The 26,881-nt window shown below is 43.4% G+C and carries 21 protein-coding genes and 1 pseudogene; 2 read left to right on the top strand and 20 right to left on the bottom strand.

Going from position 1 to position 26,881, the window contains the following annotated elements; all coding sequences use genetic code 11:
• Positions 1–26: 26 nt before the first annotated feature.
• From G608_RS0109460 to G608_RS0109370, 18 genes are all read right to left on the bottom strand, one after another.
• On the bottom strand, positions 27–998 hold the full coding sequence (locus G608_RS0109460; RefSeq protein ID WP_026495825.1) for an NAD(P)-dependent oxidoreductase: 972 nt from the start codon (positions 996–998) through the stop codon (positions 27–29).
• A 480-nt stretch (positions 999–1,478) separates the two neighbouring features.
• Positions 1,479–2,957 (bottom strand): L-fucose/L-arabinose isomerase family protein, encoded by a 1,479-nt coding sequence (locus G608_RS0109455; RefSeq protein WP_026495824.1) that lies wholly within the window; start codon positions 2,955–2,957, stop codon positions 1,479–1,481.
• Between the two features lie 344 nt (positions 2,958–3,301).
• Positions 3,302–4,330: a LacI family DNA-binding transcriptional regulator gene (locus G608_RS0109450; RefSeq protein ID WP_026495823.1), complete on the bottom strand. Its 1,029-nt coding sequence runs from the start codon at positions 4,328–4,330 to the stop codon at positions 3,302–3,304.
• A 63-nt stretch (positions 4,331–4,393) separates the two neighbouring features.
• Positions 4,394–5,029 (bottom strand): DUF4867 family protein, encoded by a 636-nt coding sequence (locus tag G608_RS0109445; protein WP_026495822.1) that lies wholly within the window; start codon positions 5,027–5,029, stop codon positions 4,394–4,396.
• A 234-nt stretch (positions 5,030–5,263) separates the two neighbouring features.
• Positions 5,264–6,913: a BspA family leucine-rich repeat surface protein gene (locus G608_RS22430; RefSeq protein ID WP_026495821.1), complete on the bottom strand. Its 1,650-nt coding sequence runs from the start codon at positions 6,911–6,913 to the stop codon at positions 5,264–5,266.
• A gap of 86 nt (positions 6,914–6,999) precedes the next feature.
• Entirely contained in the window at positions 7,000–8,361 is a 1,362-nt protein-coding gene (locus G608_RS0109435) for an MATE family efflux transporter (RefSeq protein WP_051209089.1), read from the bottom strand.
• A gap of 156 nt (positions 8,362–8,517) precedes the next feature.
• On the bottom strand, positions 8,518–8,919 hold the full coding sequence (gene atpC / locus G608_RS0109430) for an ATP synthase F1 subunit epsilon (protein ID WP_026495819.1): 402 nt from the start codon (positions 8,917–8,919) through the stop codon (positions 8,518–8,520).
• Positions 8,920–9,034: 115 nt separating this feature from the next.
• Positions 9,035–10,432 carry a F0F1 ATP synthase subunit beta gene (gene atpD, locus G608_RS0109425; protein ID WP_026495818.1) on the bottom strand — a complete coding sequence of 466 codons (1,398 nt, stop codon included), beginning with the start codon at positions 10,430–10,432 and terminating at the stop codon, positions 9,035–9,037.
• Positions 10,433–10,447: 15 nt separating this feature from the next.
• Positions 10,448–11,305 carry an ATP synthase F1 subunit gamma gene (atpG, locus tag G608_RS0109420; protein WP_026495817.1) on the bottom strand — a complete coding sequence of 286 codons (858 nt, stop codon included), beginning with the start codon at positions 11,303–11,305 and terminating at the stop codon, positions 10,448–10,450.
• Positions 11,306–11,325: 20 nt separating this feature from the next.
• Complete coding sequence (atpA, locus tag G608_RS0109415) at positions 11,326–12,846, bottom strand: F0F1 ATP synthase subunit alpha (protein ID WP_026495816.1); 1,521 nt, start codon at positions 12,844–12,846, stop codon at positions 11,326–11,328.
• A 30-nt stretch (positions 12,847–12,876) separates the two neighbouring features.
• A complete protein-coding gene (gene atpH / locus G608_RS0109410; protein WP_026495815.1) occupies positions 12,877–13,416 on the bottom strand; it encodes an ATP synthase F1 subunit delta in 540 nt (179 codons plus the stop codon).
• The gene (gene atpF, locus G608_RS0109405) at positions 13,413–13,916 is read right to left on the bottom strand and encodes a F0F1 ATP synthase subunit B (protein ID WP_026495814.1); all 504 of its coding nucleotides are present in this window, start codon (positions 13,914–13,916) and stop codon (positions 13,413–13,415) included. The genes atpH and atpF overlap by 4 nt, the downstream gene beginning before the upstream one ends.
• A 50-nt stretch (positions 13,917–13,966) precedes the next feature.
• Complete coding sequence (gene atpE, locus G608_RS0109400; RefSeq protein WP_026495813.1) at positions 13,967–14,248, bottom strand: ATP synthase F0 subunit C; 282 nt, start codon at positions 14,246–14,248, stop codon at positions 13,967–13,969.
• Between the two features lie 103 nt (positions 14,249–14,351).
• The gene (locus tag G608_RS0109395) at positions 14,352–15,113 is read right to left on the bottom strand and encodes a F0F1 ATP synthase subunit A (RefSeq protein ID WP_026495812.1); all 762 of its coding nucleotides are present in this window, start codon (positions 15,111–15,113) and stop codon (positions 14,352–14,354) included.
• A gap of 9 nt (positions 15,114–15,122) precedes the next feature.
• Complete coding sequence (locus tag G608_RS0109390; RefSeq protein ID WP_026495811.1) at positions 15,123–15,539, bottom strand: ATP synthase subunit I; 417 nt, start codon at positions 15,537–15,539, stop codon at positions 15,123–15,125.
• Between the two features lie 23 nt (positions 15,540–15,562).
• A complete protein-coding gene (locus G608_RS0109385; protein ID WP_026495810.1) occupies positions 15,563–15,841 on the bottom strand; it encodes an AtpZ/AtpI family protein in 279 nt (92 codons plus the stop codon).
• Positions 15,842–16,056: 215 nt separating this feature from the next.
• A complete protein-coding gene (gene aspS, locus G608_RS0109375; protein ID WP_051209087.1) occupies positions 16,057–17,889 on the bottom strand; it encodes an aspartate--tRNA ligase in 1,833 nt (610 codons plus the stop codon).
• A gap of 101 nt (positions 17,890–17,990) precedes the next feature.
• Complete coding sequence (locus G608_RS0109370) at positions 17,991–21,794, bottom strand: ligand-binding sensor domain-containing diguanylate cyclase (RefSeq protein ID WP_026495808.1); 3,804 nt, start codon at positions 21,792–21,794, stop codon at positions 17,991–17,993.
• A gap of 187 nt (positions 21,795–21,981) precedes the next feature.
• Between G608_RS0109370 and mgtE the strand changes: the two genes are divergently transcribed.
• On the top strand, positions 21,982–23,337 hold the full coding sequence (gene mgtE / locus G608_RS0109365; protein ID WP_026495807.1) for a magnesium transporter: 1,356 nt from the start codon (positions 21,982–21,984) through the stop codon (positions 23,335–23,337).
• A gap of 187 nt (positions 23,338–23,524) precedes the next feature.
• Here mgtE and G608_RS0109360 read toward each other — a convergent pair whose 3' ends face one another.
• On the bottom strand, positions 23,525–23,875 hold the full coding sequence (locus G608_RS0109360; RefSeq protein WP_026495806.1) for an endonuclease domain-containing protein: 351 nt from the start codon (positions 23,873–23,875) through the stop codon (positions 23,525–23,527).
• A 205-nt stretch (positions 23,876–24,080) separates the two neighbouring features.
• Complete coding sequence (gene pflB / locus G608_RS0109355) at positions 24,081–26,345, bottom strand: formate C-acetyltransferase (protein WP_026495805.1); 2,265 nt, start codon at positions 26,343–26,345, stop codon at positions 24,081–24,083.
• 346 nt (positions 26,346–26,691) lie between these two features.
• On the opposite strand from pflB, the pseudogene G608_RS20670 reads away from it, so the two are divergent.
• A pseudogene (locus G608_RS20670) lies at positions 26,692–26,881 on the top strand (IS1634 family transposase); the annotation flags it as partial.

The following is a 26,881-nucleotide window of genomic DNA, read 5'->3' as shown; positions in this document are numbered from 1 at the left end:
TACTTGTTTACTGTAAGCAAAAGATTTTAATTAACAATATTTCTCTCTTCGCCGTTTCTAAAAGCCACAATATTTTTTGCAACTTCATTGACGCATCTGCTTCTGGCTTCTACGCTGGCCCATGCCATGTGAGGAGTAATGAAAAGCTTTTTGCTGTCCTGAATCTGAAGGAAAGAACTGTCTTTTCTCATGGGTTCCACGGTAAGAACATCAAGACCTGCAGCAGCGATTTCGCCTGTAAGAAGCGCTTCAGTAAGATCCTCTTCATTAACGACCGGGCCTCTAGCAACATTTATGAGAATGGCTGACTTTTTCATTTTTTGAAGGGCAGCCTTGTCGATGATATTTCTGGTATTGTCTGTAAGAGGACAGTGAAGAGAAAGTATATCGCTTCTCTTAAGCAGTTCATCAAAGCTGACCATCTCATACTGAGCGTCTTTCTCTGTGTGCTCACATCTTCCGGATGCGGAATAGAAAATTACCTTTGCTCCAAATGCAGTAGCTATCTGGGCCACCTTACTTCCGATGTTACCCATACCGATGATGCCCCAGGTGAGACCATCGATTTCATGAAAAGGAACATCCAGTTTGCAGAAATGTTCCTGAGCTGCAAACTCTCCGCTTTTTACAAACTCATCATATTCTTTCAAGGATTCCATGATATATAAAAGGAGCGCAAAGGTATGCTGTGCAACTGACATTGTAGAGTAGCCTGCAACGTTAGCAACCTTTATTCCTCTTTCTGAACAAGCCTTTATATCCACATTGTCAAAGCCTGTAGCAAACTCGCATATAAGCTTTAAGTCCGGCGCTTTATCTAATATCTCAGGGGTTATCTTAGACTTATTGATGCAAAGGATTTCTATCCCAGTAAGGCGCTCCGCCGCATTCTCCGGTGTTATCTTATCCTTATAAAAGGTCACATCCCCAAGGCCTTCCAGTTCGCTGTAATCAATGTCATTTCCGACGCTGTCTATTTCTGCCGCTACTATTTTCATAATCTGCTCCTCTCACTGTTTTATTACGGGGAGAATATTGTTTTTCTTTTTTCATCCCCGTAATTTTTAGCCATTTTTCCGCCATTCTTACGTGGATGAATCTCATTTCTCTAAGCACCCCCGTAATCCTGAGCCGTTTTTCCGCCAATCTTACGTGGATAAATCACATTTTCCCATTCATCCCCGTAATCCACTTCACCATTTCCTGATTTTCTTACGTGGATAAATATTGTTTTTCACGATACCCACGTAATTCAAAACAGCAACTGTAAAAAACTAAAAAGCAGCTAATGATTGACCGACCTTCCATAAATCATTTGACACTACCGCTGTTTCATGTTCCTTCGATTCTACCACAACGCAAACTATATTGTATACAACTTATAAAGTTATACATAAGAAAAAACACCTCCCGAAAGGATATACCGTTTCGAGAGGTGCTTCATTAAGCTTTATAGAAAGATTATTCTTACCCTGCAATTAAGCGAAAGGATTCTCTGTAGGATAAGGAAGTGATGCAGGCTGGTTGTAGCCGATTACTTCTGCTCCAACATACTTGAATACCTCGAAGAGTGCCTTTCCGAAGTGACCGAAAGCAACTGCTCCGTGATGAGGGAAGTTGTGCTGGATAAGGATGTGTCTGTAGAATCTTCCCATCTCAGGAATAGCGAATACACCGATACCACCGAATGATCTTGTAGGTACGTTAAGAACCTCACCCTGTGCAACGTATGCCTTAAGGTGGTTATCAGATGTGCTCTGCAGTCTGTAGAATGTGATATCACCAGGCATGATGTCGCCTTCAAGTGTTCCCTGTGTAACTTCCTCAGGAAGGTTTCTAGCCATGATTCTCTGGAACTTCATCTCGCAGCTTGAAAGCTTGCTTGTGCATGTGTTTCCGCAGTGGAAGCCCATGAATGTATCTGTGTGCTTGTAGTCGAACTTGCCCTTGATGGACTCTTCGTACATATCAGCAGGTACAGAGTTGTTGATATCAAGAAGTGTAACAGCGTCGCCGGAGATGCATGTTCCGATGAACTCTGAGATTGCACCATAGATATCAACCTCACATGATACCGGAATTCCACGGCCTGTAAGACGGCTGTTTACATAGCAGGGAACGAAACCAAACTGTGTCTGGAATGCAGGCCAGCACTTACCAGCGATACATACATACTTCTTACCGCCTCTGTGCTCCTCGATCCAGTCAAGAAGTGTAAGCTCATACTGAGCAAGCTTAGAAAGGATTTCAGGCTTCTTGTTGCCTGCGCCAAGATCCTTCTCCATGTCTGCAACAACGTCAGCGATTCTAGCGTCACCGGCATGCTTGTTGAAGCTCTCGAAAAGATCAAGCTCTGAGTTCTCTTCAATTTCAGCACCCATGTTGTAGATCTGCTGAATAGGAGCGTTACAAGCAAGGAAGTTCATCGGACGAGGACCGAAGCTGATAACCTTGAGCTCTGAAAGACCATAAAGTGCTCTTGCGATCGGAACGAACTCGTTGATCATCTTAGCGCACTCATCAGCTGTTCCTACAGGATACTCAGGAATATATGCCTTTACGTTACGAAGGTGAAGGTTGTAGCTTGCGTTAAGCATTCCGCAGTAAGCATCTCCTCTACCATCGATAAGGTCATTCTGTGACTCCTCTGCAGCTGCGCAGAACATTACAGGACCACCAAACTTCTCAGCGAGAAGTGTCTCTGAAATCTCAGGACCGAAGTTACCAAGATATACGCAAAGTGCGTTACATCCAGCCTTCTTTACATCCTCAATAGCCTCAAGTGTCTGAGTCTCGCTCTCGATGATACAAACAGGGCACTCATAAATATCATCCTTGTTATAGAGCTTTGTGTAGCTCTCTACAAGTGCCTTTCTACGATTGATTGCAAGTGATGCCGGGAAACAGTCACGGCTGACTGCAACGATACCAATTTTAGCCTGGGGCATGTTATTCATTCTTTTATCCTCCTACCCTTTTTTGAATTGTTTTATTGCTCTGCAGTTTTATAAAAACTGCGAAAAAGTAACTTTTTCAAAAAATGTGTGTACGTTCACACATCTACTAAATCATAAGTTTTGGAGCCTGCTTTGTCAACACGACATATTTCACATATTTAAGAGACAAAATATGGTAACTATGTCCCCTCATCCGTCAGCTTCGCTGACACCTTCTCCCCAAAGGGGAGAAGGCTTTATGACTTTCCATACAGGGAAGAAGCCTTTATGCCTTTCCCAAAATAGAAAAAGGCTTTATGCCTTCCCCTTTTAGGGGAAGGTGGTGCGAAGCCCCGGATGAGGTTCTATAAATTCTGTTCTATATGTATGCTGAGCTCAGTATAATTCACCTTCTTGGGCACTGTGCCGTACGCCAGATAATTAAAGAGTATCTCAAGGGAAAGCTTTCCCTGTTTCTCCGGTTCCTGGCAGATTGTCGCGGTTATAAGTCCCTTATGGAACATTTCATACTGCACCGCTACAAGGTCATTGGTGATTATCCTTATCTTATGATCTGTATCCTCTGCGGCTATGAGTCTGCAGATGTCATAATCTCTGGGATTTATGACATAGACCACATTGGTCTCAGGATACTTAACAAACATCTCTTTTACCGAGCGCTTATTCTCTTCTCTGTCCAGGGATATGCTCCATCTTCCAAGAAGCTCCATGTCAGGATATCTGGAGCTCATCTCGTTTGAGAAGCCTCTGATACGCTCTGTAGCACTCTCTTTTATGCTGTCATACTCTGTGAAAAAGCAGATCTTCGCATCATCGCCTCCAGCCATGGCAGTAAGTCCTGCTGCCAGTCTTCCGGAAGCTATATAGTCGCATCCCACATAAGCAAGATGCTCAACGCCGTCCAGTCTGCTGTTGTAGAAAACAAGCGGAATATTACGCTTTTTCTGCTCTGCGATGATAAGATCGTTTATTGGCGAAACCGTTCCTGTAATGCATACTCCGTCATATTCGCCTATACTCTTTTTCAGAGTCTTTATAAGCTCTGCTTCCTCAGCTGTGCTGTCGGGATATTCGATGATATCCGTGGTTGCAGCGTATGCCTCAAGAGATTTAGCTTTTTTCTCTGCGCTTTCTCTGACCGGTATAAAAAATGGGCTGTACTGGGTCTTGGGAATCATGAAAAGAAACTTAAGCTTCTTTTTCCTGACCGCCAGACCCTGTGCCACCCTGTTGGGTTCATATTGCAATTCTTCACAGGCTTTCTCGACACGCTCTCTGGTCTCAGCCTTCACGTAGCCTCTGTTGTGCAAAACCCTGTCAACAGTACCTATTGATACACCGGCAAGTTCAGCAATTTCTGTTATAGTTGCCATCATTACCTCTCATCTGTCACTTCGTGACACCTCCCACCCGGGAAGCTTTTATTTTTTCAGTGATCAGATAAGACCTGCAATATCAATGTTCTCGCCTGTGATGCCTTCGTATGCGCCGTCTGCGATCTCTGATGCGTCCTTGTGTGCAAGAAGCCACTTGTTTGTAGCGAAAAGTGTTCTGTCATCAAGGTTCTTGCCTGCTGTCTGTGTGGTTCCTACGTTTGTTCCCTTAGGAAGTGCGATAAGTACCTTGAAGCCCTTAGAAGCATCTGCATGGCAGGGAGCATAGTGAAGAGTTGAAGCATAAACCTCAACGAGTACGCCCTTAGGGCACTTGAATGCTACTACCTTGGAAGAATCAAGCTTGCCGTCTTCGATGTCGCTGAGCTTTGCAAGAAGAAGGATGAAATCCTCTGTACCAAGGTTAAACTCGCTGTCTCTGTGATACTCCATGCAGTTCATCTTTGTGTTGTGACCGTTGCAGTATCCGAACTGGAAAGGCATGCCGCCAAAAAGGCTTGTGCCAAGATCCTTAGTATCAGCAGTTGCCATCAGCTTAGGCTCTTCTGCTACGTAAACAACGTCATCCGGGCAGGGTGTGTCGTTCTCAAGTGCCTTAAGGATCTCAGCTACACTGTATCCTTCCACTACTCTGCCGTATTCTTTGAATTCTTTGTCTGTAACGCTTTTAATTACCATCTTTCCTACCCCGCTTTACTTTTTTATTTGTGAAATGTTGATTGTTACTGATGTTAAAGCCAATGCACCATGAAAACAGCGCATTTCGCTTTTCCGTGAACGTACACACATTATAGGTTAAATACCACATTTCTTCAATTATCATTATTCTACAAATATCATGGGGCATTTTTTATACAAAGATAACAATAGCCCCCGCAAAGTTGCGAGGGCTATGTGCTGCCGTATATTTATTTACATTACATTTGCATTTGTCTGCTTTTTAATTGCCTTTTTTATCTTATCTCTGGTTTTGCCTTTAACTCCCTTAACCTTGATCCTTGCTTTTTTCGGCAGGTTCTTGAATGCATTCTTCTGAACCTTCAGGTCCTTATTTGCATAGATGTTAACCTTCTTAAGGTTTTTACATTTCCAAAATGCATTTTTGCCGATAAGCTTTATGCATTTACCAAGAGAAACTTCCTTTATGACTTTATTGGACTTGCAGGCATTATTTGCAATTTTAACAACAGGATAAGCCACTCCGTCCACTTGAATGAAATTGATCCTTGCTTTTTTCGTAGCTCCGATCTTGATTACTTCTGCCTTACCATCTACTCCTATCCTATAGGTTATTTTGTCGATGGTTATTTTCATGGGCAGCTTGGCAGAGTTTTTACTGCCTGTGCTTGCCGAAGTTTTATTTTTTACCTGAAGCTGCTTTTCATCGCCCATATTGCTGTCATCTTCTTCAGGAGTATTTTTCTCTTCCTTTTTGGGCTTTCCTAACTGCTTTACAAAAAGATATCTGTTACTTTCATTGGCTGCAAGGAAACAGTTGAACCTTCTATTGTCATCGGGAACGCCGTCCTTATTGTTATCAAGTGCAACTTCTCCAAGATCCGAAAGCGACCCCCAAAAGTATTCTGAGCGATAGTTAAAATCAGCAGGTAATACATGGGGAGCATCTATACACTCAAGTGAGCTGCAACCGACTATGAAGCCTTTTGCATCCTTATAATCAACCGATGAAAAATCAAAGGTGCTGAGATTCAGGTATTCCAAGTCCATGCATGCGTTGAACATTTCATTGAAATTTTTGACTTTTGCGGTATTAAACTTTTCACCAAAATTTATTGATTTCAAGCTGCTGCATAAACAGAACATCCTGTACATATTATCTACATTGGATGTATCAAATCCTGAAAGGTCAAGGCTTTCCAGATTAGAGTCATATGTAAACAGCTGAGTCATCGATGTTACATTTGATGTATCAAAATTGCCAAGATCTAATCTCCTTATACTGGAAAGCGTCATGAAAGTACTGTGCATATTGGTAACCTTTGAAGTGTCAAAGCTGCTGAGATTTAATTCTTCAAGGCTTATGCAACAGTGAAACATCGTACTCATGTCTTTGAGCTTTGGTGTCCTGAATTCTCTTAGGTCAAGCTTTTTAAGGCTCACACAATCTCTGAACATCTGATATGCAATTACCATATTAGACGTATCTATGATGTCTTTTCCGAAATCAATAGATTCTAGTGCCTGCATATTAAAAAACATATCAGAACAAGAAAAGTTGAATCTTATTTTCTCGTCAGAGCAGATATATAAGGTTTTTGTGGTTGCATTATAATATGCTGTTACGCCGTCTCCTACTACTTTGCTCGCAAGGTTTTTTGTTGATACAGCAGAAGTTTTGGCAAATACTATCTTTGTAATGACTTTATCTTCAGTTAACCAGTCAACTTTCTCGTTATTAAACTCTTTGATAGTATCATTGAATTTGTTTCCTTCATACAGATCACCGGTTTTTGCATGAGCAGTGGTTTTCATGCCAAAAACCACAAAAAACAGACACAGCATTGCTGTGATAGAAATAACTAGACTTTTCCCCTTTTTCATTTGTTTCCCCTTAAACTTTTCTTGTCTACAACATAGACTATTTAATCATAAAATCTTAATGCCATATCGTCAACTTGAAATACGATTTAATTAATTTCTCTTGTAATATTTCTGATCCATTTCTTGCTCATATAATGCCGGATAGCAAAGGGCATCTTAGCAAATTCGTCTGTACACATCAGAGCATAAACTATTATAGGAGGCAGCTTAAGTACAAATGCACTTATAAGTCCAAGAGGTACTGCAAAGCCCCACATACACGCTATATCAAGTACCATTCCATATTTTGAATCGCCGCCGCATCTGAACAGGGATGCGATAAGCACAGTATTTACGATCTGTCCCATCTGATAAAAGACATTTATGTATAACATTATTCTAAGATAATGCGCTGCAGTTGCGGATATTTTCACAAGTCCCGGAACAACGGGGCTAATAGCAAATAAGGCAAATCCTGATATTATTCCTGACAGGACTGCTACTTTCATTATTGATGAAGCATCTTTTACGGCATCCTCCAGCCTGTTTTCTCCAATCTCTTTTCCAAGCATGATGGATGCTGCTGCGGAAATTCCAAAACCCACAACAGTCACCAGATCTCTGGCTACCGACACAACTGAGTTAGCTGCAACTATGTCAGAGCCCAGATGTCCCATGATGATTGAATTCATGTTAAAGGCAAGTCCCCACATAGCATCATTTATAAATGCAGGAAGTGAGTACTTTGCAAAATCGGAAACCAGTTCCCTTGGTATCCTGAACATATCGATGATATTCTTTGGAAGTATCTTTTGTCTGCAAAAATCAATAATACATACGGCTACTCCGTAAGCCCAGCAAATGGTCGTTGCAAGAGCTGCGCCTGCAATGCCCATCTCAGGAAACGGTCCAAGACCGAATATCAAAAGTGCATTGAGGATAACATTCAGCACAAGAGTCGACGCAGAGAGTGTGGTTGAAAACATTACTCTCTCGCAGCTTTTCAGAATAGTAAGATAAGGCTGCGCTATTCCAAGGAATATATATGACGGCGCAACATATCTTAGATAGACCGCACCTGCATCTATAAGCTCCGGCACATTTGTCCAAACCCTTATAACGTAATGAGGGAAGAAAAATGCTGCAAGTGCCAGTGATACCGTTATCACAAGCGAGATTATGAGCCCTATTCCAAGGATTTTGGATATAGTCTTTGTATCTCTTTTTCCCCAATACTGGGCTGCAAGAATTGTCAGCGCAGAATTCAGCCCAAAGAATACTACATTTAGAAGGAACATTACCTGTCCCGCAAGACTTGACGCTGAAATTGAGGTCTGATCAACTCTTCCCAGCATAACTACATCTGCCATGATTACAGCAGATGCTATCAGATTCTGTATTACTATCGGAATCACGAGTACGAATAACTCGTGATAGAAGCCTTTCCTGGCCTTTATTATTTTAATCATTAATTTATTCTCTTTAGTTCTTAATTCATGCCTGATACAACAAAAGCGCTGCAGCAAGCCGTATAGGCAAACCACAGCGCCTCATAATGTCTAAAGTTGCGGTCATAACTGATATGTCAGGTGTTTCACCAACAAAATCACAGGACCGTCATTTCATCACTGTGCGGAACCAAGGCGCACAAGTGCACGATAAAGCTTGGCTTCAGCGCGGACTCTGGCTTCCTTGGTGAGCTGCGCATCCTTAAGCCTCTCTTCGGCTCTTGCTTTTGCTGAACGCGCACGTTCCACATCTATCTCGTCGCTCCACTCCCATGTAGTTGGAAGTACGCGGACCATGCCGTCCATGACAGAAAGCATTCCACCAATGCAGGCAGCTCTGCGTTCTTTGCCATCGGCTAAGGTTACATGAGCTGTTCCCATGCCTATTCCTGTGCAGTAGTTGGTATGTCTTGCAAGAATCTCAACATCGCCATCTACAGTACGGAGCATGATCTTCTCAACCTCGCCCTCATATTCCATTCCATCCAGGGATACGACCTGTAAATGATAAGTAGCCATATTTTACCTCATCCGTCTGCTTCGCAGACACCTTCTCCTTAAAAGGAGAAGGCTAGAATATTAGTATCCTTCTGCTTTGCAGATATCTTCTCCATTAAATGGAGAAGGCTATATTTTATGAATTCTTCTTAGCTTTTTCGAACACTTCGTCAATTGTTCCAACAAGCAGGAATGCTGACTCAGGAAGATCGTCACATTCACCGTCAAGGATCATCTTGAATCCGCGGATAGTCTCCTTAAGCGGAACGTATTTGCCCGGAAGTCCTGTGAACTGCTCAGCAACTGAGAAGCTCTGTGACAGGAAGTTCTGAACCTTACGTGCTCTGAATACTGTCTGCTTATCCTCATCAGACAACTCATCCATACCCATGATCGCGATAATATCCTGCAGCTCGCGGTATCTCTGAAGAACCTGCTGCACACCCTTTGCTACCTCATAGTGTTCTTTTCCAACTATGTCGGGAGAAAGGATACGGCTGGTTGAATCAAGCGGATCAACTGCAGGGTAAATACCCTTAGAAGCAATATCACGGGACAAAACGGTTGTAGCGTCCAAGTGTGTGAAAGTGGTTGCAGGTGCAGGGTCCGTAAGGTCATCGGCAGGCACGTATACGGCCTGAACTGATGTGATGGAACCCTTCTTTGTAGAAGTGATACGCTCCTGCAAAGCACCCATTTCTGTTGCCAGTGTGGGCTGATAACCAACGGCTGAAGGCATACGTCCAAGCAGCGCTGAAACCTCTGAACCGGCCTGTGTGAAACGGAAGATATTATCGATGAAAAGAAGCACGTCCTGATTCTTTACATCACGATAATACTCAGCCATTGTCAGTCCGGAAAGAGCAACTCTCATACGTGCTCCCGGAGGCTCGTTCATTTGTCCGTAAACCAGTGCAGTCTTGTTGATAACTCCACTTTCCTTCATTTCTCCGTAAAGGTCATTACCTTCACGTGTACGCTCTCCAACACCGGTGAATACTGAAATACCACCGTGTGCCTTCGCTACGTTATTGATAAGTTCCATGATGAGGACAGTTTTTCCAACTCCCGCACCACCGAACAGACCAATCTTACCACCCTTAGCATAAGGGCAGATTAAATCTACTACTTTGATACCTGTCTCAAAAATCTCAGTTGCAGGAACCTGATCCTCAAAGGAGGGAGCTGGTCTGTGAATAGGCCATCTCTCCTGAGTCTGCGGTGCAGGTTGATTATCAACCGGCTCACCGAGAAGATTGAAAATTCGTCCGAGGCATTCATCACCTACCGGAACAGATATAGGATTCGCTGTATCAACAGCGTCGGTTCCACGAACAAGTCCGTCCGTGGAGCTCATTGCAATACAACGAACTACATCATCACCTATCTGCTGTGCTACCTCAGCAACAAGAGTTGTATCTCCATTCTGAATTTCAATAGCACTATGCAGATCCGGCAGCTCACCCTCGCCAAAACGAATGTCAAGGACAGGTCCTGTTACCTGTATTACCTTTCCAACATGTTTTTCACTCATTGTGAGTTTTCTCCTTTACGGCTCTTCGGCACCGGCAACGATCTCCGTGATTTCCTGCGTGATGCTTGCCTGTCGTGCTCTGTTATAGTACAAACTAAGTGTTTCTATCATTTCTTCTGCGTTGTCGGTAGCTGCTTCCATCGCAGTTCTTCTCGCTGCAAGTTCACTCGCAACAGAGATATTGATACTCGAATAAAGCACTCCCGCCAAATACTCCGGAACAACTGTATTGAAAACAGTCTCACTATCCGGTTCGTACAGAATCAGGGATTTCGACTTTTTAGGTTCATCACCCTCAATCTTAAGGTCTGAAAGCGGCAGTATCGGACTGGCCTTTGGTACCTGTGACATCATGGATATGAAATCCGTATAGCACAGGAAAATATGTCCGAATTTTTCTTCTTTATATGCTTTACATAAAAGATTTGCCACTGAGAAGCAGTCAGAAATGGTTACCTTGGCAACCTCTGAAAATTCCTCAGTGAAGATCGGAACATTTCTGTGTTTGAAGTATTCCACTGATTTTTTACCAATGGGAAATACCTCGATGTCGCGTCCCTTTATCTCGCTTTCCATGAACTTAAACAGGTTGGAGTTGTATCCTCCTGCAAGTCCTCTGTCACCTGCGATTACAACGTATAACCATTTATCATTGGTTCCCACCTTGGTATAAGGTGACTGGAAATCATGGTTACCGTCAGCGATGTCTCTTAAGGTGTCCAGCAAGGTTCCAAGGTAGGGCTTGGAATTATCTGCCTTCTCCTTAGCTTTTCTCAGCTTACTTGCTGCAACCAGCTGCATCGCCTTTGTGATCTGCATGGTGCTCTGTACGCTTTTTATCCGGAGCTTCACAGCCTTCATATTAGCAGCCATGTATCATTCCTCCGTGATTGTTATTTCCTGCTAAGGAAATTATCGGTATAAGCCTTAAGTACGTTCTTAAGCTTTTCTTCGGTATCTGATTCAAGTTTTCCTGTCTCGCGGATTGTCTTCATAACATCGCTTCCGTCAGGATTTGAATCAAGGAAATCGAAGAGGCCTGCTTCGTACTCAGCTATATCAGTAACAGCAACTTCTGTAAGAACGTTGTTGATAACCGCGTACAGAATGGCTACCTGCTTCTCTACGGCAACAGGTGAACTCTTATCCTGCTTCAATACTTCAACGATTCTTTCACCCTGTGCAAGACGTGACTTGGTATCTTCGTCAAGGTCAGAACCGAACTGAGCAAAGCTCTGCAGTTCTCTGTACTGTGAGTAGATAAGCTTCAGGGTTCCTGCAACCTTCTTCATGGCCTTGATCTGAGCGTTACCACCTACTCGGGATACTGAGATACCGGGGTTAACTGCCGGCATGATACCTGAGTGGAAAAGCTCGGTCTCAAGGAATATCTGACCATCCGTGATGGAGATAACGTTTGTAGGAATGTAAGCAGATACGTCTCCTGCCTGTGTCTCGATGATAGGAAGGGCTGTAAGTGAACCGCCGCCGTTTTCATCGGAAAGCTTAGCTGCTCTCTCAAGAAGTCTTGAGTGCAGATAGAATACGTCACCGGGATATGCCTCACGTCCCGGAGGTCTGCGGATAAGCAGTGACAGTGCACGATATGCTACTGCGTGCTTGGAAAGGTCATCATAGATAACCAGTACATGCTTACCTTTGTTCATAAAGTATTCGCCCATTGTACATCCTGTGTAAGGAGCGATGTACTGCAGCGGGCTGGGCTCTGATGCTGTAGCAGCAACGACGATGGAATACTCCATAGCGCCGGCTTTCTGCAACTCTGCAACAAGGCCTGTAACTGTTGATCTCTTCTGACCGATAGCTACGTAGATACAGATAACATCCTTACCCTTCTGGTTGATGATCGTATCTATAGCGATAGTGGTCTTACCTGTCTGACGGTCACCGATGATCAGCTCACGCTGTCCACGTCCAATAGGAATCATGGAGTCGATAGCCTTGATACCGGTCTGCAAAGGCTCCTTAACGGGCTGTCTCTCGATGATGCCCGGTGCCTTAATTTCAACAGGTCTGTAATCATCTGATTCGATAGGGCCTGCGCCATCGATAGGCTGTCCGATAGCATTTACAACACGTCCTACCATTGCATCGCCTACCGGTACGGAAACAACGCGTCCGGTACGCTTAACGGTCTGTCCTTCGCTGATACCAACATCTTCGCCGAACAGAACCGCAGATACTACTGTCTCTTCGAGGTTCTGAGCCATTCCGAATGTGCCGTTCTCGAACTCAAGAAGTTCTCCCGACATACAGTTCAGGAGTCCTGATACTCTTGAAATACCGTCACCAACGGTAAGAACTGTTCCGGTCTCATTCTGAATGATCGCATTTTGATAGTTTTTGATCTGGCTTCGAATCACCTCGGATATTTTTTCTGGTTTTAATTCCATTATAAAAGCCTCCGTGGGTTTTATTCTTACTTATAGGACTGTCTCGTCGACCTTTCTGCGGAGTTCATCAAGTCGGCCCTGAACGGTTCCGTCATAGAGCTTTCCTTCGATCTCCACCCGGATTCCTCCAAGAACAGCTTCATCGGTTTTCTGGGTTAAAAGAATTTTCTTGCCGCTTATGGATTCAAGCTTTGCCTTAAGTGCGCTTACCTGACTGTCGTCAAGCTTGATAGCGCTGATCACTGTCGCCTCAGCGATTCCGTGATCCTTGTTATAGCTGCTTCTGAATCTCTTTACACAAGCCGAAAACTGTCTCAAAAGACCTTTTTCAATAAGGATCTTTATAAAGTTCAGCAGATACGGCTGGAGCTGTCCATCAAAAGCTTCATCTACAAGCTTTATTCTCTCTTTTCTCGGAACTGAAGGCTCTGATAAAAGAGTTACATAGTCCGGATTCTCCTTGAAAATCTCTTTGACCGATTCCATCTGACTTAAGATATCATCCGTAAGGTTTTCCGAAAGCGCCAGATCATACAGACTCTGTCCGTATAAATCTCCAGCCTTGGTCATGACGCCTCCCCTACATTGTTAATGAATTCATCAATAAGTTTCTTATGATCGTTCTCGTTGATTTCCTTCTCCACGACTTTGCCTGCAATATCCATTGCAAGTCCGCCGATGGTGTCCTTAGCCTCATTGATGGCTTTCTTCTTTTCCTGTTCGATATCAGCTTCTGCTCTTTCCATGATACCCTTAGCCTGCTGCTCAGCTTCTTTTACGATGCTGTCAGCCTTGCCCTGAGCTTCTTTTGTAGCATTGGCAACTATCTCTGCTGCTTCTGCCTGAGCTGAGGATAAGCTGGTCTCATATTCCTTCTTCATTGTGTCAGCCTTCTCTTTGGCTTCTCTTGCCTGCTTGAGCTCGTTCTCTGTGAGCTGTCTTCTCTTTTCAAGAACCTCATTTATAGGCTTGAAAAGGAATTTTTTGATAAGCCACATCTGAATGAAGAGGTTGCAGATCTGAGCTATGAAATTCCACGGAACGATTGTAACTAAGTCCTGTGTGCCCATTCGTGTTCCTCCATACTTTCTACTTCGGGGCTGTAACTACTGATCCGTAATTAGTTCAGATAGTTCATGAATGTGCCCGGTGCTACGAAGATAAGCAGAAGGCCTGTAACGAAACCATAGATACCGGTTGTCTCTGCGATAGCACAACCAAGAAGCATGGTACTTGTTACGTCACCCTTACACTCAGGCTGGCGACCGATAGCTTCAAGAGCCTTAGAAACGGCATTTCCTTCACCAATACCAGGTCCGATACCGGCGATCAGTGCACATCCTGCACCAATACCGCATCCTGCAAGTGCAATACCTTTTGCTAAAATCTGAAAATCACTCATGTTTAAATCCTCCTAGTTTTTTATATACCCCTCATCCGGCACTTCTTGCCACCTTCTCCCCAGGGAGAAGGCTTGGGGCCATTTATTTTATTTGATTTTTTAATTATCCCTCTGCTGCATTGGCGATATACATTATCGTCAGCATTGAGAAAATAAACGCCTGCATACATCCTGTAAACCAGTCAAAATATACGCCCAGGATTGCCGGGAGACCGACGCTCAGAATCGGAATATTTGAAAGTACATCACCCACTACACCGGGTATAAGTCCGAATAATGCGGATGAAGCAATTGCCAGAGCTGCATAGATAAGTCCGTCAATAACTATACCTGAAAGGATATTACCAAAGTGACGGCAAGCCATACTTACAGGTGTTGCCAACTCTGACAAAATATTGAACGGTGTCATTACAGCAATCGGCGTTGTGAATCCCTTCAAATAACCAAGGAATCCTCCCGCTTTGATCTTGCATGCAGTGATGATAATAAACACGACAATGGCCCATGCCGCTTCTGTGGAAAGATCGGCTGTGGGGCTTCGAAGACCCACAAGGCAAATGAGGTTCGATACGATACTTGTGGCAAATATCGTGGATACTAACGGAATCAGCCAGTCAAACTTGGTGCCGCCCGTATTGCTCCGAACCAGATTGTGCGCTGCTTCAACAATCATCTCTGCAATCGCCTGGCGCTTTGAAATATTCTCGACCTGAAGGTTTCTCGTCAGGAAGATACACAGCAGCGTTATGATTGCCATTACAATCCAGCTTACAACCAGCGTCTCATTGATGGTAAAATCGCCGAGAACCGGTATGCCGGTGTGAATGGTGTAAAAGATCTTACTGCCGGCTACTTCAAAGTTCATACTTTATTTTCACCTTCCTTTCCTCGCAGATAGAATCCCGCGAATTTTTATTAAAATACTGGGAACGAAAAGAGGTGCCACACCGGTAACCAGATTGATGGCCGGTACGAAGATAGACAATACCACCCACAAAAGCTGCAGCATCGTGCGATAACGCAGGCTGACCGCCATTGTGCTGCGTGCCCTGTCTGTTTCCTCTTCGCTCATCCCCGTGATCTTCTGCACTGTAAGCCCCATCCAGAAGAAGTTGCCAACAGCCACGATCGTGCCACCGATCGCCCCTAAGAAGACCGTATAGTCAAAAGGTGCGTAACCCGGCACCAATTGATGCAAAATAAAAAATACTACAATAACAAGCAGGCTCACTACCACTGTCCCCACAGCAATAAAAGTAGTCTCCTTCTTAACTGCGTCCTGAACTACCATAACAAAACTTTTTTCTCTCTTTCTTATACATGTTTATTGAATGACACTTCATTCTCCGGACGTTTCTTGGGTTCGTTTTTTTTGGTGATATCAAGATAGACCTTATATGCCGTCGTCATAGATCCCCCAAGCCCGAAAAAGAAGCCGATAATATAAATCCACCCGGGTGCTCCTACCTTGGTTGTCAGCATGTAGCACGCAAAAATACAGATGAGAAGCGGTGTCACAAGTGACAATCCCAGCTGACCCACCATGGCGAACTGTGTGAAAAGTTTGGATAAATCGGTTGTTTTCTTAATCATTGGAACCTTTTCTTATAGACAATTTGGGAGTTTTCCCAAAAGTGCAATACATTTTTAATAAAAGTGCGAAATACCGCAACATATATTTCAATAATACAAGTATTAGTCAGAAAAAACAATTCTTTATGGTCGATTTTACAAACATTTTACTTTTAAAAAAGGCCGCAAAAATAGGTCCACAGGTTGTGGACCTATAGAGTAGTCTGAATTATATATTATTCTTCGACAACTGTCTTAATATGAAGCTCTTCAAGCTGCTTCTCTGTAACCTCTCCGGGAGCACCCATCATTACGTCCTGAGCGTTCTTGTTCATAGGGAAAGGTATTACCTCTCTGATGGTAGGCTCGCCTGAAAGAAGCATTATCATACGGTCTACACCGGGAGCAATTCCTGCGTGCGGCGGTGCGCCGTAGCAGAATGCATTGTACATAGCAGGGAATTTAGCCTTAACATCCTCTTCGCCGAGACGAACAAGCTCAAATGCCTTGATCATAATCTCAGGATCATGGTTTCTGACAGCACCTGAAGAAAGCTCGATACCGTTACATACAAGGTCATACTGATCAGCCATGATCTCAAGAGGATCGATCTCGCCACGCTCTGCCTTAAGAAGTGTCTCCATTCCGCCTGTAGGCATTGAGAAAGGATTGTGGCAGAACTCAAGCTCGCCTGACTCCTCACCGATCTCGTACATAGGGAAGTCTACTATCCAGCAGAATGAATACTGCTCTTTGTCCATATGTCCGGGAACAGCTGCGCCAAAGGTCTTAACAACAACACCTGCTGTCTTCTGAGCCTGAAGGAGCTTGCCTGAGCTGAGAACTACAAGATCTCCTGCCTTAAGGCCAAGAGCTGAAATAACAGCATCCTTATTCTCCTGAACGAACTTGGCGATACCACCAACAACTTCGCCGTTCTCATCTATTCTGAACCAGTAAGGCTTAACGCCTGCCTGAACCTCTACTTCACCGATTGTCTTATCGATAAATTTGCGGCTCTCCTTAAAGTCAGAGATTACAACAGCCTTGATTCTTACATCTGTAGCATCTCCTGCCTTAAGTGCACCTTCACTTGCCTCTGCTGCCTCAGCAGAAACAGTGCTTGCAAAAGGACCAAATCCGCAATCCTTAAGAACCTCTGTAGCGTCCTGAACAGTCAGGTCGATACGAAGATCCGGCTTATCTGAGCCGTATTTCTCCATTGCTTCACGGTAAGGAATACGTGCAAAAGGAGCTCCTGACGCTCTGTCATAGGTACCGTATTTTGCAAAAATAGGAGGAAGAACGTCCTCACAGATCTCGAATACATCCTCCTGAGTTGCAAATGCCATCTCCATATCAAGCTGATAGAACTCACCGGGACATCTGTCTCCTCTGGCATCCTCATCACGGAAGCAGGGTGCGATCTGGAAATAACGATCTATTCCTGAAGTCATAAGGAGCTGCTTGAACTGCTGAGGCGCCTGGGGAAGTGCATAGAACTTACCGGGGTGCTTTCTTGCAGGTACAAGGTAATCTCTTGCGCCTTCGGGAGAAGATACCGTAAGGATAGGTGTAGTTATCTCCATGAAATCATGCTCGATCATTGAGCTTCTAAGAGCAGCGATAACGTTGCTACGAAGAATGATATTCTTTTTGACCTCAGGATTTCTAAGGTCAAGATAACGATATTTAAGTCTTGCTGACTCGTCAGCTTCACGGCTTCTGTTGATCTCAAAAGGAAGCTCGTTGTAACGGCAACGACCAAGGACCTCGATTTTCTCGGGAACAACCTCTATCTCACCTGTAGCCTGCTTGGGATTCTTGGAGCTTCTCTCCCTTACCTCTCCCTCTACAGAAATAGTGGATTCCTTGTTGATACCCTTAGCGATCTTCATCATGTCTTCGCTCTCGATGACGATCTGAGTTGTGCCGTAAAAATCTCTTAAAACGATGAAACCAAGCTCTGCGCCTACTTCGCGAAGGTTCTCCATCCAGCCCACAAGCTTTACGTGCTTGCCGACATCTGACAGTCTTAGTTCACCACATGTATTTGTACGTGACTGCATAATCTCAAAAACTCCTTCTAAATAAAATCACTGAAATATTTTATACCTTTTCATTTTGTCATACAAGTTTTTATAAAACATAGGAAGGAATTTTTGCGTATTTACATATCCTCTGTTTCATAACTTAGCACATAGTCCTCGTGTCCCTTAATCTGATCCCACTTGTTAACTATACGCTCAACAGGCGTCATGCCATCTCTTGAACTTGTATCAGTCATTATGATAATGACTTTATTTTTGCCATTTGCAGCAACTACATCATTACTTCTAAGGTTGAGGGACAATACCTCTATGAATTTCTCCATTATGGAATCTTCCACAAAGCCTTCGTCCTTTCTGAAAATAGCGAACTGTACTATCCACACATTTACAAAGGTTCTCTTGGACATGCGCACAAACAGTCTGTAGATCATCTGAAGCTTTTCAAAATCTACAAGATATGCTCCTTTTTGATCGCCTCTTTCGCCCAGGATCATTCTTAATCCCGCAAGACCTGCAGCTGTTATCTCTTCGCCTTCCATAGCACTTACTCCGGCCTTCTTATAAAGCATGTATCCATGTTTTCCATTTTGTTTTACGCTGTAAAGAGCCTTATCTGCTTTTCTGAAAAGCTCTGTATACTCGGTACCCTCATCGGGAATGAGCACGGCACCTATTGAAACGCTTATAGGAATATCAAAATCTTCGCCCATAAGCTCCCTGCACGAAACAACAATTTCTTCGTTTAAGTACCTGGCCTTCTCGGCAACAGCACCCTCATCCGATGCACCATGAATGAAAACCACAAACTCATCGCCGCCGATTCTTCCGGTAAAATCATCTTCTCGTATGCATGAGCGTACAAGCTCTGCAAACCTGGTCAAAACCTTATCGCCCATAGTATGTCCATGGAGATCGTTTATAAGTTTGAAATTATCAAGGTCGATCATCATCAGAATTCCGCGCTTTTTAGCAACTATTTTTTCAAGCTCCTGCTGTGAATATCCCTTGTTAAAGAAGCCCGTCATTGGATCGATCTTGGCTTCCTTCTGCCATCTCTCTATGCTGTTTATTCCCACGCGTATATTTCCCGCAAGCCAGACAATGAAAATGACGAACAGCACGCAGACAGAAAACAGGTATATCTTGAAATATACTCTTTCAAAAAGCTGCGACTCCTTTCTGACTTTGAAAACTTCCTCACGTATTACCTCGCTTCCTGTGGTATCAAGGACTTCAACATGAAGACCATAATTTCCGTAAGGAAGGTTCATATAGCTTAGTGACTGTATATCCTTTTGCGAGCAGGTGATTCCATCATCCTGTATTCCGTCAAGATAAATGTGAAGCAGTGGATTTGAAAGCGTATAGTTAAGAACCGCAACATCAAATTGAATCCTTCCGGAGATGGCAGGAATTATATATTCTCCCTTTGCATTCGCCTTTATCTCTTCGCTTCCTGCCAGTACCTTTCCAACCCTGATATTGTACTTATCATCAAAAAGATGATCCAATTTTGCAGGTATTCTGCGAACTCCGTCTGAGCAACATAGATACATAAAATCGCCATAGACAGCATTCCTGGAATTGGCTACAAGAGATGAATACAGACCTTTGCTCTTATTTAGCAGTGTATAGTTGTATTCTCCGTTTTCCAAAAGGTCATCTTTATTTGCCACGAAAATACCGGCGCTGGATGTGACCCAGGCATCTCCGTCATTTGTAAAATACACGTCGTAATTATTTCTGTATGGGAATTTGCTTAGCTTTTTTACTTTATTGTCCTTGTAATAATAAAGGGAATTACTTGTAACGTAGATATATTCGCCTTCTCCGCAGGGAATAATCTTCATTACAACAAGGGAATCAAGTCCGGATTCCTCTTTGTAATGATTTATTATCTCGCCATCCCTTATGATATATATTCCATCACCGTCGGTTCCTGCCAGAATATCCTTGTTTGCAATCTCAATCATACAGAGAATCTGCGCCTGAATTCCCTGTGCCTCTCCCATGGTCTTTTCAACCCTGTTATTTCTGATATAGTTAAGTCCTGTACTGGTGGCTGCCACTATTGTTCCATCAGACAATTCCAAAGCTGTTCTAAATCTTCCGCCCTCGGTGTTTTCTGTGCTCTCATTAAAAAACCTGAATGTGCCATCATCACGAAGCTCGATAAGACCGCTTTTTCCATAAGTGCTGATCCACAAATTTCCATTTTTATCCTCAAGGATATCTCTGATCCTGACATTCTCAAAAAGCTCCGGATGATCGATGGGAACGGCATAGTAGGTCTTCAGATCTATTGTGATGAGGCCTTCATTGGTACCGACATACAGCAGTCCGTTTTTAATGTGCACGCAGTTAACAACTTCTGACGGAACCTTGGCCTTTATAAACATATCCTGAAAAGGATTCCAGGCATATCTGACGATGCCCTGCTTGGCAGAAACAAACCAGATATTACCCTGATAGTCTATGATCACATCCGATGCTGAGCTGGAGAATTCGTTCAAAGAAAGGTCTGTCTCTCTTCCTTCGTTCGTGATAAATCCAATACCGTTCTCGCAGCAGTAAAAATATCCGCCATCCTTTTCCGAATACTTCAGTTTATTGAAATACGTTCCGTTACTGATCGTGAATTTTTTTCCGAACTCCGCATCATCATCCTTAAATGTGGCAAGAGCAACATAATTATCACTGGTTCCTATAAGAAAGGTGTTTCCCCTTCCTGCAGCAACCTCAGTATAGTAAACATCAAAGCCGGGATAAATCGTTCTGTATACTATTTTTCCATCCCTTATAAAAAACAGGGCACCGCCTGTGGTTACGCCTGCAATAATGCCATCGTCATTACAGCTAAGGCTTCTTACACCGTTGAGCTTGGCATGATCTAAGCAATATACTTTGCCGTCCTTGGATATTCTGCAAAGATCAACTGCCGTACCCACATAGATATTGCCTTCTTTATCTTCGCAGATTGCGCGTACGGAATTGTTAGACAGCCCCTCATTTTTTGAATAAAATACTACTTTATTGGTATCAGGATCATAGCATGCTATTCCTTTATCATTGGTTCCTATCCAAAGTCTGCCCTCGCTATCTACCTCCAGCTGCATGACATTACTGATCTGGTCATCCAGAATGATTTCTTCAAATCTTGCACCGTTGAATCTGTAAAGACCGGCATAGGTCCCAACCCACAAAAAGCCGTCTTCTGTCTGGGCGACAGCATTTATTTCAACCGTATCAAGACCATCATCTGTCGTATAAATGTACGGCGCATATTCCGATGCAAAATCAGCTGCCTTTGCCTTGCAGGGTATCATTAATAAAGCCAGTGCCATCAATAAAAGCCCTGCTCTTCTATCATTCTTCCTTCTGTCTGCTAATTTCTTAAATACCTTAATGAGAAATACACCTATAAATACACTTAAGGCCTTGTCAGGTATATCAACAAAGGCTTCCCCAAGAACCGTACAGATAACAGGCACATTAACATCCTGGGAGAGCATGTCTATAAGAGCATCACCCCAGATGTTTCCTGTGCGGCCATCATAGTAAATCATGTTAAGAGGAGTAGATAAAATAACCGCAGTCAGTCCTGCAGCAATTGAAGATGCCACCACCTCAAACATGGTATATTTTTTTGCTTTAGGGAAAAAATAACCCACGAATGCACCTATACCCACAGAGACTATGGCATAAGCAAAGGGTTCATAATCAAGAACCGTAACGATTGCATTAGTCAAAAGCCCGCAGATCGAACCTCCGATCGGGCCTAGCACTATAGCTGAAATCAGCGTCCCAATGGTATCAAGCCAAAAAGGCATGCCAAAAAAAGCCGCTATATTTCTTCCTATGAGATTAATAACAATACAGACTGCTACAAGCAGCCAGTTTTGCCATTTCCTGACTTTCTCCATAAGAAGCCTCTAAACGTAATTACGTCTAAAAATAATGCATTATCCTATTTTTATTCTACCATCAGCCATTTTCGCCCTCAACGAACATTACTATGAAAAAGATTAAGAAATTATAAAAATTTGAAATATTTTTTCAAAAGTATGCTAAACTTCTAGTTATCAATACTTTCTTATATTGGAGCGCTCTATGGAAGACAACACCATTTTTGATCTTATAAAAGAATTATTGGAAAACAAGCAGTACACCAAGCTGCGTCAGACTCTTCAGGACATGAATACTGCCGACGTGGCTGCGATCATGGATGACATGGAGAATGAGGATTCTCTTAAAATGTTCCGAATTCTCCCAAAAGATATTGCAGCTGATGTTTTTGCCAATCTGGAGATAGATGATCAGCAGTACATTATTCAGTCACTGTCCGATAAGGAAGCCGGTAATATCATCGATAACCTGATGGCCGATGATGCAACTGACCTTTTGGAAGAGATGCCCGCAAGTATCGTAAAGAAAATTCTTGCCAACGCAAGACCCGATACCAGAGCCGACATCAATCATCTTCTAAGGTACCCTGAGGACTCTGCCGGATCCTTGATGACAGTGGAGTATGTGGACCTGAAGGAGTACATGACAGTTGCTCAGGCCATTGAGAGAATAAAGAAGATAGGACTTGATTCCGAGACAGTCAATATCTGCTATGTAGTTACAAACCAAAGAATACTGGTCGGAACTGTCGCACTGAGATACCTGCTTATCCGTGATGCCGATGAAAAGATCGGTGACATTATGAATACCAATGTCATCAGTATCAATACCATGACGGATCAGGAAGAAACAGCCCACATGTTCCAGAAGTACGACTTCACGGCCATGCCTGTTGTTGATAACGAGAACCGTATGATCGGTATCATCACCATCGATGACGTTGTAGATATCATCGAAGAAGAGGCTACCGAGGATATCGAGAAGATGGCAGCTATCATTCCTTCCGATAAGCCCTACTCACGTATCGGAATCCTGGATGTCTATAAAAACAGAATGCCATGGCTTTTGTTCTTGATGATAAGTGCCACCTTTACCGGTGCCATTATCACGAAATTCTCCGATGCCCTGTCAGCCTATGTGGTTCTTACAGCTTACATTCCCATGCTGATGGACACAGGCGGTAATGCAGGATCCCAGGCCAGCGTTTCAATTATCCGAAGCCTGTCCCTTGGAGAAATCGAGTTTTCAGAGATATTCAAGGTTTGGTGGAAGGAAGTAAGGGTTGCCGTTCTTTGCGGCCTTACACTTTCCCTTGCCAATTTTGTAAAGCTGCTTGTGATCGATAAACTGGCACTACCGGTTGCAGCTGTTGTATGCCTTACTCTTTTCCTTGTAGTAATAATTGCAAAGAGTATCGGTTGCCTGCTGCCTATGTGTGCTGATAAGCTGGGCTTTGACCCTGCAGTAATGGCATCACCTATGATCACCACCATCGTTGATGCGGTTTCACTTCTTGCATACTTTACAATTGCAACTCAGCTGCTGCATTTAGCAGTATAAAAATGATCACCAAAGTAAAGCCTTCCCCCTTCCAAAGGATAGCTAGTTAAAACTGATCACCAAAGTAAAACCTTCCCCCTTCCAAAGGATAGCTAGTTAAAACTGATCACCTGGACAAAGCCTTCCCCCTTTTAGGGGGAAGGTGTCGCCGTAGGCGACGGATGAGGGTTCTCTATAAAGCTCCACTCTACTCAACACCCCCCAACTTCCTGGCTATATCTTCACAAACAGCCTCAAAATTCATGTTAATATCATAATTTGAGTATCTTAGCACAGTAATTCCTCGTTCTTTTAAGAAATTATCCCTTATGATGTCTTTATCCCTGCCTTCTTTTTCAAAGTGCTGTGATCCGTCTAATTCAATAGCTACTTTTTTCTTTGGGTAATAAAAGTCCAAGATATAATTCCCAACTACTTTCTGTCTTCTAATCGATATATCCAAGCCTTTTAAGAAATCATACCAAAGGTGCCGTTCCTCTTTAGTCATCTCTTTCCTTAGTTTTTGAGAATACTGTGTTAGTTCTTTCTTATCTGTCATAAAAATCCTTTTTCGTTTTAGTAACACTCATCGGTCGCCTTCGGCGACACCCTCATCTGGCACTTCGTGCCACCTTGTCTCCGCTCCGCTTCGGTCGGCGCAAAACCGACATCCCCCGGATGTCGTGCGCCCCTAACGGGAGAAGGCTATAATAAAAAACGGAAGCGATTTTCGCTTCCGTTTCCTTTTTACACTAATATGTAAATTACATTGTCTCGTGGCAAGTTCTGTTAATAACATCAAGCTGCTGCTCTCTTGTAAGATCGATGAACTTAACAGCATAACCTGATACACGGATTGTAAAGTTAGCATACTCGGGCTTCTCAGGATGCTCCATAGCGTCCTTGAGCTTCTCAACACCAAATACGTTAACGTTAAGGTGGTGAGCTCCCTGATCAAAGTATCCGTCCATTACGTTTACAAGTCTGTCTGCTCTCTCTTCATCATCATGTCCGAGTGCTCCGGGATTGATGGTCTGTGTATTGGAGATACCATCAAGAGCATACTCGTAAGGAAGCTTAGCTACTGAGTTAAGTGAAGCAAGAAGTCCATTCTGCTCAGCGCCGTAAGCCGGGTTTGCACCGGGTGCAAAAGGAGCAAATGCAGGTCTTCCGTCCGGAAGAGCACCTGTAGCCTTACCGTAAACCACGTTGGAAGTGATAGTAAGGATAGATGTTGTGGGCTCTGAATTTCTGTAAGTGTGGTTCTTCTTAACCTTTTTAAGGAAGGTCTTAAGGAGCCATACTGCGATCTCATCAGCTCTCTCATCATCGTTACCGTACTTAGGGAAGTCTCCCTCGATCTTGTAATCAACTACAAGACCTGACTCATCACGAACAGTCTTAACCTTTGCATACTTGATAGCGCAAAGTGAATCTACAACATGTGAGAAGCCTGCGATACCTGTAGCGAATGTACGACGTACATCTGTATCGATAAGAGCCATCTCAGCTGCCTCATAGTAGTACTTATCGTGCATGTACTGGATGAGGTTAAGGATATTTACATAAAGGCTTGCAAGCCAATCCATCATCTTGTCGTACTTAGCCATTACTTCATCATAATCAAGATATTCAGAAGTAATAGGAGCGTACTCAGGACCTACCTGCATGTGGTTGCCCTGCTTATCAAGGAACTTCTCATCTTTACCGCCGTTGATAGCGTAAAGAAGACACTTAGCAAGGTTTGCTCTTGCTCCGAAGAACTGCATCTCCTTACCTGTCTGTGTAGCTGATACACAGCAGCAGATGCTGTAATCGTCACCCCATACAGGTCTCATAACATCATCATTCTCATACTGGATTGAAGATGTTGTAACAGAAATCTTAGCTGCATACTTCTTGAAGTTCTGAGGAAGTCTTGAAGAATACAGTACTGTAAGGTTAGGCTCAGGTGAAGGTCCCATGTTCTCAAGTGTATGAAGGAATCTGTAGTCGTTCTTTGTAACCATGTGACGACCATCCATTCCAAGTCCGCCAACCTCAAGTGTTGCCCATACCGGATCACCTGAGAAGAGCTGGTTGTAGCTGGGGATACGTGCAAACTTAACCATACGGCACTTCATAACGAGATGATCGATAAGCTCCTGTGCCTCAGACTCAGTAAGTGTACCCTCCTTAAGATCTCTCTCAATATAAATATCAAGGAATGTGGAAACACGTCCAACAGACATAGCAGCACCGTTCTGTGTCTTGATAGCTGCAAGATATCCAAAGTATAACCACTGAACAGCTTCTCTTGCATTTGTTGCAGGCTGTGAAATATCAAATCCGTAAACAGAAGCCATCTCCTTCATTCCGCGAAGTGCACGGATCTGCTCTGCGATCTCCTCGCGCTGACGGATAACTTCATCAGTCATAACGCCGCATCCGCAAAGTGAGAAATCTTCCTTCTTCTGCTCAATAAGGAAATCTATACCGTAAAGAGCTACTCTTCTGTAGTCACCAACGATACGTCCGCGTCCGTATGTATCCGGAAGTCCTGTAACGATGTGGCTGTGACGAGCTGCCATCATCTCAGGTGTATACGCATCAAAAACAGCCTGGTTGTGTGTCTTATGATACTCTGTAAAAATCTTGTGATACTTCTCATTTACCTTAAAGCCATATGTCTCTGCAGCCTGCTCAGCCATCTTGATTCCGCCGTAAGGCATGAATGCTCTCTTAAGAGGCTTATCTGTCTGAAGACCAACAACTGTCTCAAGGTCCTTCATTGACTCATCTATGTAACCGGGGCCGTAAGCTGTAAGACCTGAAACCACCTCTGTCTCACACTCAAGTACGCCGCCGTTAGCACGCTCTTCCTTCTGAAGCTCCTGTAATCTGCCCCAAAGCTTGTCTGTGGCATCTGTTGCGTCTGCAAGGAAGCTCTCATCTCCCTCGTACATAGTATAATTGTTCTGGATAAAGTCTCTTAAGTTAACTTCATCAGTCCACTTATTTCCTTTAAATCCTCTCCACTGTTCTCTCATAATATCTTCTCCTCTCTAGCGAAAAAAACGATACCACCCTCAGAATCTATGTAAAGTTACTAGTGCAACATTAAGTAGATTATGTATGTCAAATTTGTCTAACCACTATATAGTATATTGTAATACATAAACCACAATATGTATATCTTAAAATTTGACACCTGAATGGTATTTTTACATATACCGCTTAACATTTCAACCTAAAACCCGGAAGTTTGACACCTAAAATCCTCAGAAGCCAGTCATGGCTTTATTTTTTACGCAAATTTAAATCGTGTGTATTGCGTATATGCGTATATAGTGGTAAAATATTAGTATAATACTAAGTGTTGTGGAGGTACCATAGATGCGCATAATGAAGGGGAAATCCTCAAATCCCACTTACCATGTGATACAAGATGTAAGAAGGAACGGGAAAAGGAGCACAGAGATAATTGAAAATCTTGGAAGTGCGTCGGAAATATGCGAAAAATATCATGTTTCTGATGCTGATGCATGGGCCGCTGATTACATTAAAAGCAAGCGTGAAGAAGCTG

This window comes from Butyrivibrio sp. WCD3002 (assembly GCF_000424265.1).
GTDB lineage: Bacteria > Bacillota > Clostridia > Lachnospirales > Lachnospiraceae > Butyrivibrio.
Note: the sequence above shows the minus strand (reverse complement) of the source record. Positions and strands in the feature narration are given on the sequence as shown.